The organism is Caproiciproducens sp. NJN-50 (assembly GCF_004103755.1).
Lineage (GTDB): Bacteria > Bacillota > Clostridia > Oscillospirales > Acutalibacteraceae > Caproicibacter.
In genome coordinates this window covers 1,999,739-2,016,963 of sequence record NZ_CP035283.1, presented here as the reverse complement: position 1 = coordinate 2,016,963, position 17,225 = coordinate 1,999,739, and the positions used below count along the sequence as shown (strand labels likewise).

Annotated in this window: 17 protein-coding genes and 1 other annotated feature (1 of these 18 cut by a window edge); of the genes, 12 read left to right on the top strand and 5 right to left on the bottom strand. The window is 53.9% G+C overall.

The window, feature by feature from the left end:
- Positions 1-6: 6 nt before the first annotated feature.
- The 6 genes from EQM14_RS09705 to EQM14_RS09680 all read left to right on the top strand — a co-directional run bounded on the left by EQM14_RS09705 (position 7) and on the right by EQM14_RS09680 (position 6,113).
- Positions 7-993, top strand: coding sequence for an ABC transporter ATP-binding protein (locus tag EQM14_RS09705; RefSeq protein WP_128742742.1), 987 nt, complete (start codon positions 7-9; stop codon positions 991-993).
- Positions 990-1,982, top strand: a complete 993-nt coding sequence (locus tag EQM14_RS09700) for an ABC transporter ATP-binding protein (RefSeq protein ID WP_128742741.1) — start codon at positions 990-992, stop codon at positions 1,980-1,982. Before EQM14_RS09705 ends, EQM14_RS09700 begins: the two co-directional genes overlap by 4 nt.
- 180 nt (positions 1,983-2,162) lie before the next feature.
- On the top strand, positions 2,163-2,924 hold the full coding sequence (gene pstB / locus EQM14_RS09695; RefSeq protein WP_128742740.1) for a phosphate ABC transporter ATP-binding protein PstB: 762 nt from the start codon (positions 2,163-2,165) through the stop codon (positions 2,922-2,924).
- A 45-nt stretch (positions 2,925-2,969) separates the two neighbouring features.
- Complete coding sequence (gene phoU, locus EQM14_RS09690) at positions 2,970-3,635, top strand: phosphate signaling complex protein PhoU (protein WP_128742739.1); 666 nt, start codon at positions 2,970-2,972, stop codon at positions 3,633-3,635.
- Between the two features lie 12 nt (positions 3,636-3,647).
- Positions 3,648-4,340, top strand: coding sequence for a response regulator transcription factor (locus EQM14_RS09685; protein ID WP_128742738.1), 693 nt, complete (start codon positions 3,648-3,650; stop codon positions 4,338-4,340).
- Positions 4,341-4,358: 18 nt separating this feature from the next.
- Positions 4,359-6,113: a HAMP domain-containing sensor histidine kinase gene (locus EQM14_RS09680; RefSeq protein ID WP_243112489.1), complete on the top strand. Its 1,755-nt coding sequence runs from the start codon at positions 4,359-4,361 to the stop codon at positions 6,111-6,113.
- 47 nt (positions 6,114-6,160) lie between these two features.
- On the opposite strand, the gene EQM14_RS09675 is transcribed toward EQM14_RS09680, so the two are convergent.
- On the bottom strand, positions 6,161-8,098 hold the full coding sequence (locus tag EQM14_RS09675; protein ID WP_128742737.1) for a fructose-1,6-bisphosphatase: 1,938 nt from the start codon (positions 8,096-8,098) through the stop codon (positions 6,161-6,163).
- Between the two features lie 158 nt (positions 8,099-8,256).
- On the opposite strand from EQM14_RS09675, the gene EQM14_RS09670 reads away from it, so the two are divergent.
- From EQM14_RS09670 to EQM14_RS09645, 6 genes are all read left to right on the top strand, one after another.
- Positions 8,257-8,844, top strand: a complete 588-nt coding sequence (locus EQM14_RS09670; RefSeq protein ID WP_128742736.1) for a hydrolase — start codon at positions 8,257-8,259, stop codon at positions 8,842-8,844.
- Positions 8,845-9,346: 502 nt separating this feature from the next.
- Positions 9,347-10,267 carry an ATP-binding cassette domain-containing protein gene (locus EQM14_RS09665; protein ID WP_128742735.1) on the top strand — a complete coding sequence of 307 codons (921 nt, stop codon included), beginning with the start codon at positions 9,347-9,349 and terminating at the stop codon, positions 10,265-10,267.
- 1 nt (position 10,268) lies between these two features.
- Positions 10,269-10,988: an ABC transporter permease gene (locus EQM14_RS09660; protein ID WP_243112809.1), complete on the top strand. Its 720-nt coding sequence runs from the start codon at positions 10,269-10,271 to the stop codon at positions 10,986-10,988.
- Between the two features lie 89 nt (positions 10,989-11,077).
- Entirely contained in the window at positions 11,078-11,455 is a 378-nt protein-coding gene (locus EQM14_RS09655) for a GntR family transcriptional regulator (RefSeq protein WP_128742733.1), read from the top strand.
- The gene (locus tag EQM14_RS09650) at positions 11,448-12,149 is read left to right on the top strand and encodes an ABC transporter ATP-binding protein (RefSeq protein ID WP_128742732.1); all 702 of its coding nucleotides are present in this window, start codon (positions 11,448-11,450) and stop codon (positions 12,147-12,149) included. The genes EQM14_RS09655 and EQM14_RS09650 overlap by 8 nt, the downstream gene beginning before the upstream one ends.
- Positions 12,143-12,943, top strand: a complete 801-nt coding sequence (locus tag EQM14_RS09645; protein ID WP_128742731.1) for a hypothetical protein — start codon at positions 12,143-12,145, stop codon at positions 12,941-12,943. The genes EQM14_RS09650 and EQM14_RS09645 overlap by 7 nt, the downstream gene beginning before the upstream one ends.
- 109 nt (positions 12,944-13,052) lie before the next feature.
- Here the strand turns inward: EQM14_RS09645 and EQM14_RS09640 are convergent, their stop codons facing one another.
- The 4 genes from EQM14_RS09640 to pheS all read right to left on the bottom strand — a co-directional run bounded on the left by EQM14_RS09640 (position 13,053) and on the right by pheS (position 17,116).
- Entirely contained in the window at positions 13,053-13,355 is a 303-nt protein-coding gene (locus tag EQM14_RS09640; RefSeq protein ID WP_128742730.1) for a hypothetical protein, read from the bottom strand.
- A 39-nt stretch (positions 13,356-13,394) separates the two neighbouring features.
- A complete protein-coding gene (locus tag EQM14_RS09635; protein ID WP_066642453.1) occupies positions 13,395-13,640 on the bottom strand; it encodes an IreB family regulatory phosphoprotein in 246 nt (81 codons plus the stop codon).
- 65 nt (positions 13,641-13,705) lie between these two features.
- Entirely contained in the window at positions 13,706-16,084 is a 2,379-nt protein-coding gene (pheT, locus tag EQM14_RS09630) for a phenylalanine--tRNA ligase subunit beta (protein WP_128742729.1), read from the bottom strand.
- A 12-nt stretch (positions 16,085-16,096) separates the two neighbouring features.
- The gene (gene pheS, locus EQM14_RS09625; RefSeq protein ID WP_128744297.1) at positions 16,097-17,116 is read right to left on the bottom strand and encodes a phenylalanine--tRNA ligase subunit alpha; all 1,020 of its coding nucleotides are present in this window, start codon (positions 17,114-17,116) and stop codon (positions 16,097-16,099) included.
- Positions 17,117-17,167: 51 nt separating this feature from the next.
- Positions 17,168-17,225 (bottom strand) — a binding site (T-box leader); it runs 155 nt beyond the window's last position.

Below are 17,225 nucleotides of genomic sequence, written 5' to 3'. Positions count from 1 at the left end.
GAAATCATGTTGCTTGAAGTAAAACATCTGAAGACGGATTTTAAACTAAAGAAAGGGATCGTACACGCCGTCGACGACGTCAGCTTTGGAATTGACAAAGGAGAAATTCTCGCGATCGTCGGCGAATCCGGCTCCGGCAAAAGCGTGACCTCTCTTTCCATTATGGGACTGCTGCAGGAACCGGGCAGGGTGGTAGGCGGAGAAATCCTGTATAAGGGCGAGGACCTCCTGAAAAAGAGCGAAAAGGAACTCCGGAAAATCCGGGGCGATCAGATTTCCATGATCTTTCAGGAACCGATGACGTCCCTGAACCCGGTTTACCGGGTCAAGGACCAGATTATGGAAAGCATTATGACCCACCTGAAACTTTCCAAAAAAGAAGCGCTTGCGCGGACGGTTGAAATGCTGAGAACGGTCGGAATCCCTTCGCCGGAACAAAGGATCAACGATTACCCTCATCAGATGAGCGGCGGAATGCGCCAGCGTGTCATGATCGCCATGGCGCTGTCCTGCAACCCGGAGCTGCTGATTGCGGATGAGCCGACCACCGCGCTCGACGTGACGATCCAGGCGCAGATATTGGAACTGCTCTATTCATTGAGAGAGAAATTCAATATGGCCGTCCTGCTGATTACGCACGACCTCGGCGTTGTCTCCGAGGCGGCAGACCGCGTCATCGTCATGTACTGCGGCCGGATCATGGAGGAGGCGGATGTCAAGAGCCTGTTTGCAAGGCCGATGCATCCCTATACGCTTGGGCTTCTCAATTCCATTCCGAAAATTGACGACGAGAGCGGGGAACGCCTGTATATGATCAAGGGCATGGTGCCGAATCCGCTGCACATGCCGGTGGGCTGTCCGTTTTCCGACCGCTGCGACCGCTGCATGGAACGGTGCACGCGCGAGATGCCGGAACTGAAAACGGTGGATGGGCATAAAGTCCGATGCTTTCTCTATGACGGGGAAAACACAAGGGAGGCGGATGACCGATGAGTGAAACTTTGGTGGATATTCAGCATTTGTCAAAAAGGTTTACAGTCGAAACGAACTTCTTCGGGAAACCGGTCTCCGTTCTGAAAGCGGTCGAGGATGTTTCCTTCTCCATCAACAAGGGGGAAGCGTTCGGCCTTGTCGGGGAGTCCGGCTGCGGGAAAACCACGCTCGGAAAAATGCTGGTGAACCTCTATCAGCCGAGTTCCGGAAAAATATTTTATGAGGGAACGGACCTGACCGCTCTGAGTGAAAAAGAGCGAAGAAAGTACTGCAAGGATATTCAGTTGATTTTTCAAGACCCCTACGCCTCCCTGAATCCGAGAATGACGATCGGAGACATCATCGCGGAGCCGATCCGAATCAATCATTTGCTGCCGGAGAACAAGGTGGAAGACCGTGTCGTTGAATTACTCAACTGCGTCGGCCTCGCGCAGCATCAGCGCAACCGCTACCCCTATGAATTTTCCGGGGGCCAGCGTCAGCGCGTCGGGATTGCCCGCGCGCTTGCCGCGAATCCAAAGCTGATTGTCTGCGACGAACCTGTTTCCGCGTTGGATGTTTCCATTCAGGCACAGGTGCTGAACCTGCTGGACGATCTGAAGGATGAATTCGGGCTGACGTATTTGTTTATCGCGCACGGGCTTAACGTGGTGAAGCATATCAGCGACCGTGTCGGCGTGATGTATCTGGGCAAGATGATGGAAATCGCGCCGGAAAAGGAGCTGTATTCCAATGCGCTCCATCCCTATACGCAGGCGCTGCTGTCCGCCATTCCGCTGATCGACCCGACCAGGAAAAAGGAACGGATCATTTTGCAGGGTGAAGTCCCCAGTCCGATCGATCCCCCCTCCGGCTGCCGGTTCTGCACGAGGTGCAGCCGGGTGATGGATGTCTGCCGCAAGGACACGCCGGAGCTGAAAGAAATTTCGCCGGGGCATTATGTGGCCTGTCATCTGTTTGACAAATGTGCTGAATCGGAACAGCAATAGATAAAAAGAGCCCGGACGCATTGCGTCCGGGCTCTTTGCCTGCCGATTTAAAATCACCCTAATCTGGATTTAACGTGGATTTAACATCGTTCCAATACAATAAAAATGAACTTTTATGCCCGGGTTTACCCCAAATAGATGATGCGGAATAAATATCCGGAGAAAGGGTACATCATTAATATGCAAACGGAAACAAAATTGGTTTTAAAAAACCTCAATCTGTATTATGGGGAATTTCAGGCTCTGAAAAATATTTCGATTGAAATTCCCAAAAATCAGGTCACCGCGTTTATCGGCCCTTCCGGGTGCGGCAAGTCCACGTGCCTGAAAACAATCAATCGGATGAATGATCTGGTGGAGAACTGCAGGATTGAAGGATTGGTTGCGATTGACGGGGAAGACATTTACAGTCCGCACATGGATGTGACATTGCTGAGGAAGAGGGTTGGAATGGTCTTTCAGACCCCGAATCCCTTTCCGATGACATTGTACGACAACATCGCCTATGGTCCCCGGATTCACGGCATCCGGTCAAAAAAGCAGCTCGATGAGATTGTGGAGCGCTCTCTGCGGAGCGCGGCTCTGTGGGACGAGGTGAAGGACCGCCTGAAAAAATCCGCGCTGGGCCTGTCCGGAGGGCAGCAGCAGCGTCTGTGTATTGCCAGGGCCCTGGCGGTGGAGCCGGAAGTCATCCTGATGGATGAGCCGACCAGCGCGCTGGACCCGATCTCAACTTTGAAAATCGAGGACCTGATGGATGACCTCAGAAAACAGTACACGGTGATCATCGTCACTCACAACATGCAGCAGGCGGCCAGAATCGCGGATAAAACCGCATTTTTCCTGCTGGGCGAGGTCGTGGAATTTACCGATACAGTCCTGATGTTCAACCAGCCGAAGGATGAGCGGACGGAACGCTACATTACGGGCCGCTTCGGCTGACTTGCTTTTGCGCGGGTTTCAGCTATACTGTAAGGAGGAAAAACCATGCCCAGAAAAATTTTTGACCGGGAACTGAATAACCTGATCTCCAAAATGACGGAAATGGGGAATGCGGTTGACCGGAAAATTGAACAGACGATTGTTTCGCTGAAGAAAATGGATTTGGAGCTTGCCGCGGAAGTGGCCGGCTCAGACAATGAAATCGACCGGATGGAACACAGCATAGAAAAGAACTGCATGGATCTGATTGCGCTGCAGCAGCCGATTGCCGGCGATCTTCGCATCATCGCCGCCTGCCTTAAAATTTTGACTGATATCGAAAGAGAGGCCGACCAGTGCGCGGATATCTGCGAAATTCTCACCGTCGGCGAACTGAACACGAACAGCCTTGCCGCCGCTCATGTTGTTCAGATGCTGGAGACGGCGAGAGAAATGTTCCGCCGCTCGATGGATGTCTTTTTGAGCCGGGAGGTTGACGAGGCCAGGGCAATCTGCAAAAGCGACGACGAGGTCGACTCCATGTTTTCCAAAATCATTCTGGAGGTTTGCGGAATCATCACGGAGAACCCGCAGAGCGTCATGCGCGAGGTGGACCTTTTGTTTATCTCAAAATATGCGGAGCGCATGGGGGATCACGCGACCAACATCGCCGAGTGGGTTATCTTCATGGAAACCGGAGTCCATCCCGATTTAAATGAGGGCGATCTGTGACGGGAGGAAAATATGGCTCTGATCTATATTGCGGACGATGAACCGAATATCAGGAATATTGTGTCTATCGGTCTGCAGGACAGCGGATACGACACGGAAGAATTTCCAGACGGGACCTCTTTGCTGAGCGAAGTGAAGAAGAAGCGCCCGGATGCGATCATTCTGGACTGGATGATGCCGCAGCCGGACGGGCTGACCGTCTGCCGTTCACTCAGGGAAAGCGAAGACACGCATTCCATCCCGATCCTGATGCTGACGGCGAGGGGAGAGGAAATCGACCGCGTGCTCGGACTGGAAATCGGGGCTGACGACTACATTGTCAAGCCGTTCAGCATCAAGGAGCTCTGTGCGCGCGTCAAGGCGGTCTTAAGGCGTTCCGGCCGGCGGGAAGAACCGGACGGTGAAATTTTCCGCCATGGTTCGCTGGTGGTGGATGTGATGCGCCATCAGGTTACCCGCGGCGGAAAAACGATCGACCTGACCGCGAAGGAATTCGACCTTCTGGTCATGCTGATGAAAAACCGCGGCAGGGTCATGACCCGCGACACCCTCCTTGACAAGGTCTGGGGAGTGGAATATTTCGGCGACACAAGAACGGTCGACGTTCATGTGCGCTATCTTCGCCAGAAAATCGAGGAGGACCCGGACGCGCCGGTCTGTATTCAGACCGTCCGGGGAGTCGGATACCGCTTTTCCGAAGAATGACAAAGGGGAGGCCGCACTTTGAAAAAAAGATTGATTGCCGTCAACGCGGTCATCGTCATTATTGGGTTTACGGTAGCATTTGCCATTGCGGGGGTGAAAATGCAGGAGCAGTATCGCACGGAGTTCACCAACCGGCTGGACACCGCCCTTGCAATTCTTCAAACCCGCAGGGAAGCCATTTTACAGGACCCAAAATCTGTCGCGGAGGATGTTGGAAAGCAGCTTTCCCGGTCAGGGCAGCAAATACGGATCAGTATTGTCGATCCGTCCGGAAAAGTGATTGGTGACAGCGCGAAGGAAGAGATTAACCAAAATCATCTGACCCGGCCGGAGATCCAGCAGGCGCTGCGCAGCGGAAAAGGATACGATACCCGGATGAGCGCGAGCGTCCAGCAGAGGTATTACTATGAGGCGGTTTATCTTCCGGGGGATTTCTATCTGCGCGCGGCGCTGCCGACGGCGGAGCTTGACGCCGCGCTGAGGCGCCTGTGGACGACGGCGCTTCTCAGCATGCTGTTCGGCATCGCGGTCGTCTGCGCGCTTACGGGCTACGTGGTTTACCGCGTAACGGAGCCGCTTCAGAAGCTGTCGTCTGCGGCGAGACAGATATCCGGGGGAGACTATTCCTGCCGGGTGGAAGGCAATTTCCGCGATGAGGTGGGGGAGCTGGCCCTGTCTTTTAATCGCATGGCGGAAAGCACGGAAAATGCGGTCGCTCAGCTGACCAGTCAGCAGAAGCAGCTTGAAGGCGTGCTGCAGGGGATGAACGACGGCGTGCTTGCCGTTTCCGGGAACGGCACGATCCTGTTCCTGAATCAAAGCGCCGGCCGTCTGCTGGGCAGCCCGTCGCTTTCCGCCGGACAAAAGCTGGAGGGAAGCCTGCTGATCAACAGGATTGCAGAGTGGATGAAAACCGCTTTGAGAGGAGACCGCTCGGAAAAGCTGGATCTTGAAGCGGAGAACGGCAAACAGTATTCGCTCTATACGGCGGCGATCCCGAGGCAGAAAGATGCCGCCGCGCTGGCCGTCATCACGGATGAGACCAGAATCCGCAAACTGGAACGTTTGAGAAGCGAGTTCGTGGCGAACGTCACGCACGAACTGAAAACCCCGCTCACTTCGATCCGCGGAAGCATCGAGCTGCTGAAAAGCACGGACCGGGACGAGAAGACCAGACGCTATTTCTACGATGTTCTGGATATCGAAGCGGAACGGCTCCAGCATCTGATTGACGATATGCTGGTTCTGTCACAGATTGAAAATGCGAAAGAAGACCCGTCGGCCAGGCCATGCGCGGTAGCCCGCGCGGCGGAGAACTGCGTTGCGAGGCTGAAACCGATTGCTGAAAAATCGGGAATAGCCATTCAGATGCAGGTGGACCCGTCCCTGGTTGTGTCCTGCTCGCCGACCAGGCTGGAACAGCTGCTCGGAAATCTGATTGAGAACGCGATTAAATATAATCGACGGGACGGCCGTGTGGACATTATCGGCGTGCGGCAGAGAAAAACGGCGGTGATCCGTGTCAGGGACACCGGTATCGGCATTGCCCCGGAACATTTTGCAAGGCTTTTCGAGCGGTTTTACCGGGTCGACGCCAGCCGGTCCAGAGAAATAGGCGGCACGGGCCTTGGCCTTTCCATTGTAAAACATCTTACGGCGCTGTATGGCGGCGAGGTCGGAGTGGAAAGCCAGGTGGGGAAGGGAAGCACGTTTACCGTGCGCCTCCCTCTCGCGCCGGATGTGCCTGGCCGGAACGGGCAGGAAAAACAGTAGGACCAAAACAGGGACAGCAAAAGCGCTGTCCCTGTTTTTCTTTTGCTCTATTTTTCCTTGATGGCGCCGTTGCGGTAGGACTGCAACAGAGCGGAAAGCTCCTGAATCTGCGAATCCAGCTCTTTTCCCGTGTCGGTGTCCGCTACCGTGACGCGCTGCTTGATTGCTTCAACAACCATAACTTTCGGGGAGTCTTCCCCGTACAGGCTGCCCGGTTTGAGGGGCTGATGCTCGGCAAGCGCCAGATAGCGGGAATTTGCGATGAAGGTATAGCCCCCGATGCCGGTCTGCTTCTGATAGGACTTCGAAATTCCGCCGTCGATCATAAACAGGAGCCCCCGGCCCTTCACAGGGCTTTCGCCCTCTTTCAGTTTGACCGGAACATGGCCGTTGATGATATGGGATTTCGACGGATCCATGCCGAATTCCCGCAGGATTTTTTCGCATGGCTCACGCTGCTCGATATAATGATAATACGGATTCATTTTCTCCTTATGGGTTTCCGGCGCCTCGATGAAATACCGCTCAAAAGTGGTTATCCTGTCTTTGCCGAACAGCGGAGATTTGGCGCCGCACCAAAGATACAGCATCATGTCCCTCGCCTTTTCGCGCTCCGGGGTGCTTTCCGGGGCGAAATACGCCTCCCTCGCCACGGAGTCGAGATATTCCAGAAGCTCGCGGCCTTTCCGGCCCCGGCCGCCGAGATGCACCTCGTCGAATTCGCCGTCCTCCTTCAGCGGAATGCAGCCGTGATACAGCAAATTGGAGTTGATGCTGAGATACATGCTGCCGTGCGAATACAGGAAGCGGATATGCTTCTGAAGCCGTTCGCTGTGGCGGAAGGAATAGGCGATCGCCTTCATCAGCTCTTTTTCCTCCTTGCTCAGCTCCAGAGGATTTTTTGGGTCGACCGTGGGAAATAATTTGTCCCGCATGGGATAAACTTTTCCCCTGACCGTTACGGTGCCTTTTTCAAAATCAATGCGGCGCAGCAGGACAAGATCGTCCATTTTGTATTCCGGATGCTTTTCAATCAGCTGCCCCTCCAGCTTGAACTGGATGATTGCGATTGCCTTGTGCATTTTTGAGGCAAGCTGCAGGTCGACCGGATCGTACAGATTTTCGTCCAGAATGTGCGGAGCGAAAAATTCGCAGGGATCATTCCCATAAACCCGCTCGGCGAAGGCGGAAAGAGGACGCAGGTTGATTCCGTATCCGTCTTCCAGGAGGTCGAACGTATTGTACCGGATTCCGATGCGGATGACGTTTGCCATCAGAGCCTTGTTCCCGGAGGCGGCACCCATCCAGGAGATGTCATGGTTTCCCCACTGGATGTCGATATCGTGAAAATCGCTGAGTGCGTCCATAATGGAATCGGGCCTGGGACCGCGGTCGTAAATGTCGCCGATAATGTGCAGCCTGTCGATCAGAAGTTTCTGGATCAGGTGGCATAAGGCGGTGATGAATTCGACGCTCATGCCGGTCTGCACGATCGATTTGATAATTTCACTGTAATAATGCGGCTTGTTTTTTCCGCCGTCGGCGTGCAGGAGCTCGTCGATGATGTAAGCGAAATTTTCCGGCAGTTTTTTGCGGACTTTGGAACGCGTGTACTTGGACCCGGCCTCCTTGCAGACCTCCACCAGCCGGTAGATGGTGATGCGGCACCAGTCGTCAAAGCCGGATTCGCGGCGCGCGGCCCGCGCAAGCTCCGGCTCCGGATAATAGATCAGCTTGGCGAGCGCTGTGCGTTCCTCTTCCGAGATGGACTGCTCAAACAGTTCGTCTACTTTTTTGCGAACGACTCCGGATGCGCTTTTCAGCTGAAATAGAAAGGACTCATGCTCTCCATGCAGATCGCTGAAGAAGTATTCGGTGCCTTTTGGGAGGCTCATGATCGCCCGGAGATTGATGATCTCGGAGGCGGCCGCCTCCGCATTCGGATACTTCTTTGCAAGTAATTTTAAATAATGTTCATCTGTCATGCCTCAAACTCCATTCATTTTTCCTCGTTTCTTTCCCGCCGGCGGGCAAAAGGTAAAGAAACGGTTACAGGTACTGGTTTGCACTGTGAAAACAAATGAAACTATGCTATACTTAAATCATGATTCATCAATCATGAAACTTCCGGGAGGGAATTGAATTGGGCTATAAGGAAGAGTTCGAAGAGATATATCTGGAGAAAATCAAAAGAAACGGCGCGGCGGAGCTGCTTGCCTGGCTAAATTCCACGGATTTTTTCACGGCGCCCGCAAGCACGAAATTCCATTGCGCCTGTCTGGGCGGGCTTGTGCAGCACAGCGTAAGCGTATATCATGTGATGATGGAAAAACATTTTGATCCGGAGACGGACAGTGAGGAGAGCTTTGCCATTTGTGCCCTGCTCCACGACGTATGTAAGGCCCAGTTTTACAAAAAGGGGACCCGGAATGTAAAAAACGAGGAGACGGGAGCCTGGGAAAAGCGCCCTTATTACACCATTGACGACAGTTACCCCTATGGCCACGGGGAAAAGTCGGTGTTCCTGATCGAACGCTTTCTGCGCCTGAAGACATCGGAGGCCATTGCCATCCGCTGGCATATGGGAGGTTTTGACGACTCGGCCAGGGGCGGCAGCTTTGCCATCAGCCAGGCATACGAAAAGTATCCGATCGCCGTCAAGCTCCATTTGTCGGACCTGGAAAGTACATATCTCCGCGAAAAGGGAACCTCTGCGGTCCACCGCCGCTGAGGAGAGTGATGACAATTGACGGCTGCTGAAAAAAAGCTGAACCGGCTGCTGGAAAAATTCGACTTTTTCACAGGGATTACTGTTCGCCGGAAGAAAACCGCGCCCTTGGGAAAAGCCAAAAAGCCAGCCAGCCTTTGGAAGATGATTTGTTTCGGGATGTTAACGGAGAATTCTATCGACTGAAACGTTCCGGCTTTTCGAAAGAGGATTTCAACTTGTATCTGCGCCTGAGAACCGTTCACATTTTTTCCGGAATCCGTGCCGCCGCAGTTGCCTGCGCGGTGATCCTTTTTCTGATTTTTGTCTGGCTGTTGAGCCGTATGTAAAAAATTTTGTGGAAAACTTCCGTATCCGCCGATGATTCGGCGGTTTTTTTAATAACTTTTATGCTGTTTCACGATTCTATTATAACATAAAAAGTAAAAAAAGTATTGACAAAATATAAATATATTGTATTATTGTATTAGATGAATAGTACAATAATACAAGGAGATAAGAAAAGATGGAAGAGACTGTTTTTCAATCGCGGTCGCTTGTGCGGCGTTTTGGAACTTTTACTGCGGTCGACGACCTGAGCATGGATCTGCGAAAGGGCGATATTTTTGCTCTTGTCGGCCAAAACGGCGCAGGCAAGACGACCCTTCTGAAAATGATCTGCGGATTGACTCCGCCGACCTCCGGCTCGCTGGAGCTGTTCGGAAGCTCCGGCGCGAGGGGACTGGAACGCGCGCGCGGACGGATCGGCAGCATTATTGAGACGCCCGGATTTTATCCGTACCTGTCGGCAAGCCAGAATCTTGAGTATTACCGGATTCAGAGAGGAATCGACGATAAAAACCTCGTGAAAGAAGCGCTGCATTTTGTTGGCCTTGCCTCCGGAGAGAAAAAATTCAAAAGCTTTTCCCTGGGAATGAAACAACGGCTGGGCCTCGCGCTTGCGATCCTGAACGATCCGGACTTTCTGGTCCTCGACGAGCCGATCAACGGCCTGGACCCGATGGGAATCCGCGAGTTCCGCGAGATCTTATTGAAACTCAACCATGAAAAAGGAACGACCATCCTGGTCTCCAGCCATATTCTTGGGGAGCTCTCGCAAATTGCGACCCGCTACGGCTTCATCAGCGGCGGCAGGCTTGTCGAATGCATCGCCGCGGACGAGCTTGAAAAGAAATGCCGCGCCGCCCTGCAGATGGAAGTGGACGATTCCGCCAAAGCCGCCGCTGTGTTGAGGGAGCGTCTGTCGCTTCAACAGGTCCGGATTCTGGACGAAAGCAGGCTTCAGGTTTCCGAGGAGATCGACCGGCCGGAGCTTGCCGTGAAATGTCTTGTGGAAGCCGGCGTGATGGTTTCACAGGTTTATCGGTCCGGCGAAAGCCTGGAAAATTACTTTATCAATCTGATCGGAGGGAAAAAAATTGCTTAAAATGATTAGAGCCGATCTGTACAAGGTCTTTCACCGCCCGTTCTTTTATTTTCTGCTTGCGGGCATGTCCGCGCTTGCGCTGCTGGTCAACTTTTCCATTTCAAGGCTTTCGGCCGGAAACACCGTTTATAACTCATGGATGGTGGTGCTCGCCTATTTTCTTTCCTGGCCGGTCCTTCTGATGCCGGTGCTGGTCGATCTGGTCGGAGCGGAAGAGTTCAAGGAGCATACGCTCAAAAACTCGGTTTCCTTCGGCCTGAACCGCACAAAGCTTTATTGCTCCCAGGTCACGGTGTCGGTCATTCTGGGCATCCTGGTCGGCGCCGTTGCCCTGGGGGCCTACTGTGGAAGCTCGCTGCTGCTCTTAAAACAGGACCCCTCCTTTACGGGAGCCTTTGCGGCCGATTTTTTCCGCAGAGTCGGCGTGAGCTGCATCGGTTACGCGGCGGCCATTCCGATTGCCGCGTTCCTCGCCATGATGCTTCAGAAAAATTCGCTGTTTGTATTCGCCTTTTACGCGGTGATCTATCTTCCACAGCTTCTGCTGAACCTGTTCCACCTGTCGGGCCTGAGCAAATATTTTCTGCTTATGCCGCAGTTCAATCTGATTGCCGCCGGTACTCCCGGTCAGATGACGGCTTCGGCCGCGGTCTTTGCCGCCACCGCCGTTTTCTTTGTCATGATTGGCGCCGTTTTCTTCAGAAAAAAAGATATTTGCTGAAACTGCTTCGGAAGTACTTGACAGAAAGGGAAAAGTATTGTATAACTGTATTAATGTATTAGTACAATGGTCAATTCGGAGGTGAGAAAATGGCATGGGATCTAAAATCCGACAGACCGATTTATTCCCAGCTGGTTGAACGGATCCAGCTGATGGTCGTTTCGGGAATCTACGCAGCCGGAAGCAAGCTTCCCTCCGTGCGCGACATGGCCGCCGAGGCTTCGGTCAACCCGAATACCATGCAGAGGGCGCTTTCCAGGCTGGAGAGCGACGGACTTTTATATTCTCAGCGTACAAGCGGACGATATGTCACGGAGGATGTACAGAAAATCATGCAGACGAAAAACAATCTTGCGGCGGATTTAATACAGGATTTTATTCAGAAGATGAACCGGCTTGGATTCGACAGGGAACAGACGGTCAGCTTACTGAACCGTATGATTAAGGAGGAAGGGCAGAATGGATGACAGCATACTCGAGTGCCGCAGCCTGGTGAAGTATTTCCCGGGGTGCCTTGCGCTCAATTCCGTCAGTATTTCCGTGCCGAAAGGCCGTATTGTGGGTCTGCTCGGACCGAACGGAAGCGGAAAAAGCACATTGATTAAACTTGCAAACGGGCTTTTGACGCCCAGCTCCGGGCAGATTCTGGTCGGTGGCATGGCACCGGGCATTGAAACGAAAAAAATCGTTTCCTATTTGCCGGAGAGGACTTACCTGAACGACTGGATGAGCGTCCAGACGATGATTGATTTCTTCGGCGATTTTTATGCGAACTTCAACAAGTCCAAAGCCTATGATATGCTGCAGAGGCTGCATATCAATCCCGGAGACCGTTTAAAGACGATGTCAAAGGGGACCAAGGAGAAGGTGCAGCTGATTCTCGTGATGAGCCGCGAAGCGGAGCTGTACATCCTCGACGAGCCGATCGGCGGCGTCGATCCCGCCGCAAGGGACTACATTTTGGATACCATTATCAGCAATTACAGTGAAAATGCCACGGTGCTGATTTCGACGCATCTGATTACGGATGTGGAGAAGGTCCTGGACGAAGTGATTTTCATCAATATGGGCAACATCGTCCTGACTTCCACCGTCGACGAGATACGGGAGAGGGAAGGAAAGAGTGTCGACGCACTTTTCAGGGAGGTGTTCAAATGCTAGGCAAGCTTCTGAAATATGAAATGAAAGCGACGGCGCGGACTTTTCTTCCGATTTACGGATTGATCCTTTTGCTCGCCATCGTCAACAAGCTGATCTGGAATGCCGACGTACAGAACTTTGACATCCCGCGCATGGTTTCGATGAGCGTTTATGTGATGCTGATTGTCGCGGCATTCGTCATCACGCTGGTGGTGACCGTCCAGCGCTTTAATAAAAACCTGCTGGGCGACGAGGGCTATCTGTCCTTTACCCTGCCGGTGAAAACGCACAGCCATATCGACGCGAAAATGATCATCACGCTGCTGTGGTCCGCGCTGAGCATTCTGGTTTCGGTCATCTCCGTCTTCATTATGGTGGCGGACGAACAGACCCTGACGCAGTTCAGCCGCGGATGCGCGGAATTGGGAGAATTATACCGGCAATACGGATTATCCGCACATCTGATTGCCATAGAGATCATCGTCCTGATCGTAGTCGCTTTTCTGTCCAGCATTCTGGAGATTTATGCGTCGATTGTAGTGGGCAATCTGGCCGGACGCCACAAGCTGCTGGCGGGCGTGGGCACGTTCCTCGGCTTTGGCATCGTCGAGCAAATCATTTCCTCCCTGCTGTTCAAAGGATTTGGCCCGCGGATTCAAATCTATTTCGAGTCGTTTCATTACTCGCTGGGCCTGTTCCCGGCCGAACCCGCGGAGGTTGCGTTGCTGATCGTGATCCTTTACACCGCGGTTTTCGGTGTTGCCTTTTACTTTTTCACCAATTGGATGCTCAGCAAAAAACTGAATTTGGAATAAGCCGTAAAAATAAAAAGGACCTCCGGATGCAGTTCATTCTGCAGCCGGAGGTTTTTTCATACCCGGGATGGGACTCAACCCGGATTTTAATCAATTATTCTGTGGGCAATTATTCAGTCAACGCCCTGTTCAGCCAGACATCCGCCAGATCCATCGCGCGGTAAAGCCCGTCTTTTTCACTGGCTTTTACGATTTGTTTCCGATTGCGCACGGTCTGGTCCGTCAGCATCAGCTGAATGCTGACCCGGTCCGCCACATCCATGTCCTTTACTTTTTTCTTGCTTTTAATTTCCAGCCTGACGACATAACGGTCTTTCATGCTTCCGTAATAAATCACATCGCCGCAGCGCACCAGTGGTTTGCCCTTGTAGGTTGGAAACTGCGGTTCCCCGTCTGTTTGTTTGTCTGCCATTCGCCGTCCTCCTCTTCTTTTATGTCGTTCGGACCCGAATTATTCGCCCAGATACGATTTTACCAATACCTGCAGCAGCTCATCCCGGTCAATCCGGCGGATCAGGCTCCGCGCGTTGTTGTGAGTTGTAATATAAGTGGGGTCCTCCGAAAGGATATATCCCACAATCTGGTTGATGGGATTGTAGCCCTTTTCCTTCAGAGCGTCGTATACAGTTGTGAGGATTTTCTTGATGCCTTCCTCCCGGTCGCTTCCCAGTGAAAAAGTTACCGTTTTATCGAGCATAGAAACACCTCCAGTATTTTTCATCATACAACAATGGGCAATGAAATGCAAGAAGTAAATGCAAATTAAGAGCGAAGGACGGCTCCGATGCTTTCAAGCTCTCTCACGGCCCGTTTCATCGCAGCCGTAATCTGGTCTTCCGTCAGCGTACCGCTTGAGGAACGGAGCACGACGCGGAATGCTGCGCTCTTTTTGCCTTTTTCAATCTGTTCCCCGCGGTACACGTCGAAAAGCTCAATTTTCTCAAGCAGGGGACCGATTCCGGAACGGATCGCACGCTCCAGAGTCATGACCGGTATCCTGTCGTCGCAGATCAGGGCGAGGTCCCTCTCGACGGCGGGAAACCTGGGAAGCGGGCGGTAAATCTTTTCCATTTTGGCGTATTGATACAGTGTGTCCACGTCAAGCGTAAAGCTGATGACCCTGCAGTCCATGCCGTAGTTTTCCGCAGCTTTCGGATGAAGCTCCCCAATGACGCCGAACAGGCTGCCGCCGATGGATAATACGGCGCAGCGGCCGGGATGGTAGCTGAATTCGTCCGATGAGGCGGCAATGTCCCAGCCCGTTACACTAAGTTTTTCCAGAAGGTCCTCCACCATACCTTTCGCGGTGAAGAAATCGGCGCCGTCGCCGTACATGCCGCAGATGAGCTTCAGCTTTTCTTCCGGCAGCCGGTCCGCCGAGGTCGGGAGATACTCCGTCGCCAGCTCGTAAAGACAGGCGGAGCCGTTGCGGTTATTGTAGTTTCGGGAGAGGACGTCCATCATGGAGGGCAGGGCGGTGGTGCGCATGATGCCGGTGTCCTCGCCGAGGGGATTCGAGATGACGACGGAATTGCGAAGCGGGGAATCCTTTGGCATCAGGATCTTATCGTAATATTTCGGGCTGATGAAGGAGTAGGTCATGATCTCGCTCGCGCCGAGCGCCAGCATGGTGTCCCCGACCAGCCGCTCAAATTTTTGCCGTGCGGTGTATCTTCCCTGCGCCCCGCCGCTGAGCGAGGTGGAAGCAATTTTGTCGTATCCGTAAAAACGGGCGATTTCCTCCGCAATATCCGCCTTATGAACGAGGTCGGGACGGAAGGAGGGGACCAGGATCTCGTCGCCGTCGAATCCGCAGTCCAGCTTGCTTAGAATCCGCTTCATCTCTTCCTTGTCAAGGGAGATGTCGAGAAAACGGTTGATCCAGTCCGGCTCCAGGCGGATTCTGCGGGGCTCCTCGGAAAAATGGCGGTCTTCGATGATGCCGTCGGTCACATCGCCCGCGTCCAGCAGTTCCACAAGCTCGCACGCCCGGTCCAGCGCGGGGATGCAGTTGTTCGGGTCCAGCCCTTTTTCGTACAGGGAGGAAGCGTCCGTGCGCATGCCGAGGTCGCGCGCGGTCGTGCGGACCGAAGAACCCTTGAAGCAGGCGGATTCGAACACGATGGTCGTGGTGCCGTCCACGATTTCACTGTTTTCGCCGCCCATGACGCCGGCGATGGCGACCGCGCGGCTTTCGTCCGCGATGACCAGGTTGTTGGAATGAAGCATGTGCGGCGCGCTGTCCAGCGTGGTGATCGCTTCGCCGTCCCTTGCCCGGCGCACCGTGATTTTGTGCCCCTCGATGAACCGGTAGTCGAACGAGTGCATCGGCTGGCCGTATTCCAGCATCACATAGTTCGTGATGTCGACGATATTGTTGATCGGGCGCACGCCCATCGCGCGAAGGCGCTCGCGCATCCAGCGCGGGGACGGTTTCACCCTTACGTTTTTCACGACGCGGGCGGAGTACATCGGGCAGAGGTCGGGCGCTTCCACCGAGACGCTCAGCAGTTCTTTCCCGGAGCCGTGGCCGCCTTTGACGACGGGCACATGGAGTTTCAGGGGCTTGTGGAACGTTGCGGCGGCTTCGCGGGCCAGACCGATGACGGAAAAGCAGTCCGGCCGGTTGGAGGTGATCTCAAACTCGACGATCGTGTCGTTCAGGCCGGCGGCTTCCCGGATCGGCTGGCCGGGGCGGCAGTCTTCCTGTAAAACAAAGATCCCGTCCTCGATCGCATAGGGAAAGTCGTGTTTGGTCAGGCCGAGCTCCGAAAGGGAGCAGAGCATCCCGTTGCTCTCCAGGCCGCGCAGCTTCCCTTTTTTGATCTTCTTGCCGCCCGGAAGGCTGGAATTGTGGAGCGCGACAGGCACGAGGTCGCCGGCTTTCAGGTTCTGCGCTCCGGTGATGATCTGGAGCGGTTCGTCGCCGCCGACATCGGTCATGGTGATCCACATGTGATCGGAATCCGGATGGCGCTCCAGGGAAAGTACTTTTCCGACCACCACGTTTTCGATTTCGCTGCCTTCCGTCCTCCAGCTTTCCACCTTGGAACCGCTCATGGTCATTGCCTCCGTGAAGAAACGGATCGGCATATCGTCAAGCTCAACGAATTCCTTGAGCCATTTCTTGGACAAATCCATATTGCTTCCCCCTTAAAACTGATTCAAAAACCGCACGTCGTTTTCGTAGAACAGACGAAGGTCGTCGATGCTGTATTTGCGCATGACGAGGCGTTCCAGCCCCATGCCGAAAGCGAAGCCGCTGTACTCCTCCGGATCGATGCCACAGTTCGAGAGCACCTTCGGATGGACCATGCCGCAGCCAAGAATTTCGATCCAGCCTTCGCCCTTGCACAGGCGGCAGCCTTCGCCGTGACAGTTGAAGCACTGCACGTCGACTTCCGCGGAAGGCTCCGTGAACGGGAAATGATGCGGGCGGAACCGGACGACGGAGTCCTCGCCGTACATGCGCTTGATAATGGTTTCCAATGTGCCTTTCAGATTCGCGAACGTGATCCCCCTGTCGACCACAAGCCCCTCGATCTGATGGAACAGCGGGGAGTGGGTGGCGTCCACGGCGTCGGAGCGGTAGACGCGCCCGGGGGAAATCACGCGGATCGGCGGTTTCTGCGTTTCCATGGTCCGCACCTGCACGGGGGAGGTCTGCGTGCGGAGCAGAATGTTGTCGGTGATATAAAACGTATCCTGCGTGTCGCGCGCGGGATGGTCCTTCGGGATGTTCAGAGCCTCAAAGTTATAGTAGTCGTACTCGACCTCCGGCCCGCTGACGATGTCGAATCCCATTCCGATAAAGATTTCCTTGATTTCGTTGAGTTCCAGGCTCAGCGGGTGCCTGTGGCCCAGGGCGTGCCGTTTTCCCGGCATGGTGACGTCGATTTCTTCCCTTTTCAGCTTCAGGGCCGTCTCCGCCTCGTGAAGCTCGGCGGCCCGGTCCGTCAGTTCCTTTTCGAGCAGGGCGCGCAGTTCGTTCGCGAACTGCCCGATGATGGGCCTCTCCTGTTCCGACAGGCTGCGCATCTGTTTCAGAATGGCGGTCAGCTCGCCCTTTTTTCCCAGATATTTGATGCGGAGAGTTTCAAGGCCCTGCCGGTCCATCGTCCCTTTGAGCTCCTCCTCCGCCTTTTTGCGGAGATTCTCCAGCTGCTCTTTCATCATATGGGTCATCCTTTCTGCTTCAATGCAAAATAAAAACGCCTTCCTCCCGCAAGGGACGAAGGCGAAAGCTCCGTGGTACCACCCTAATTGTAACTTTAAAGGACTT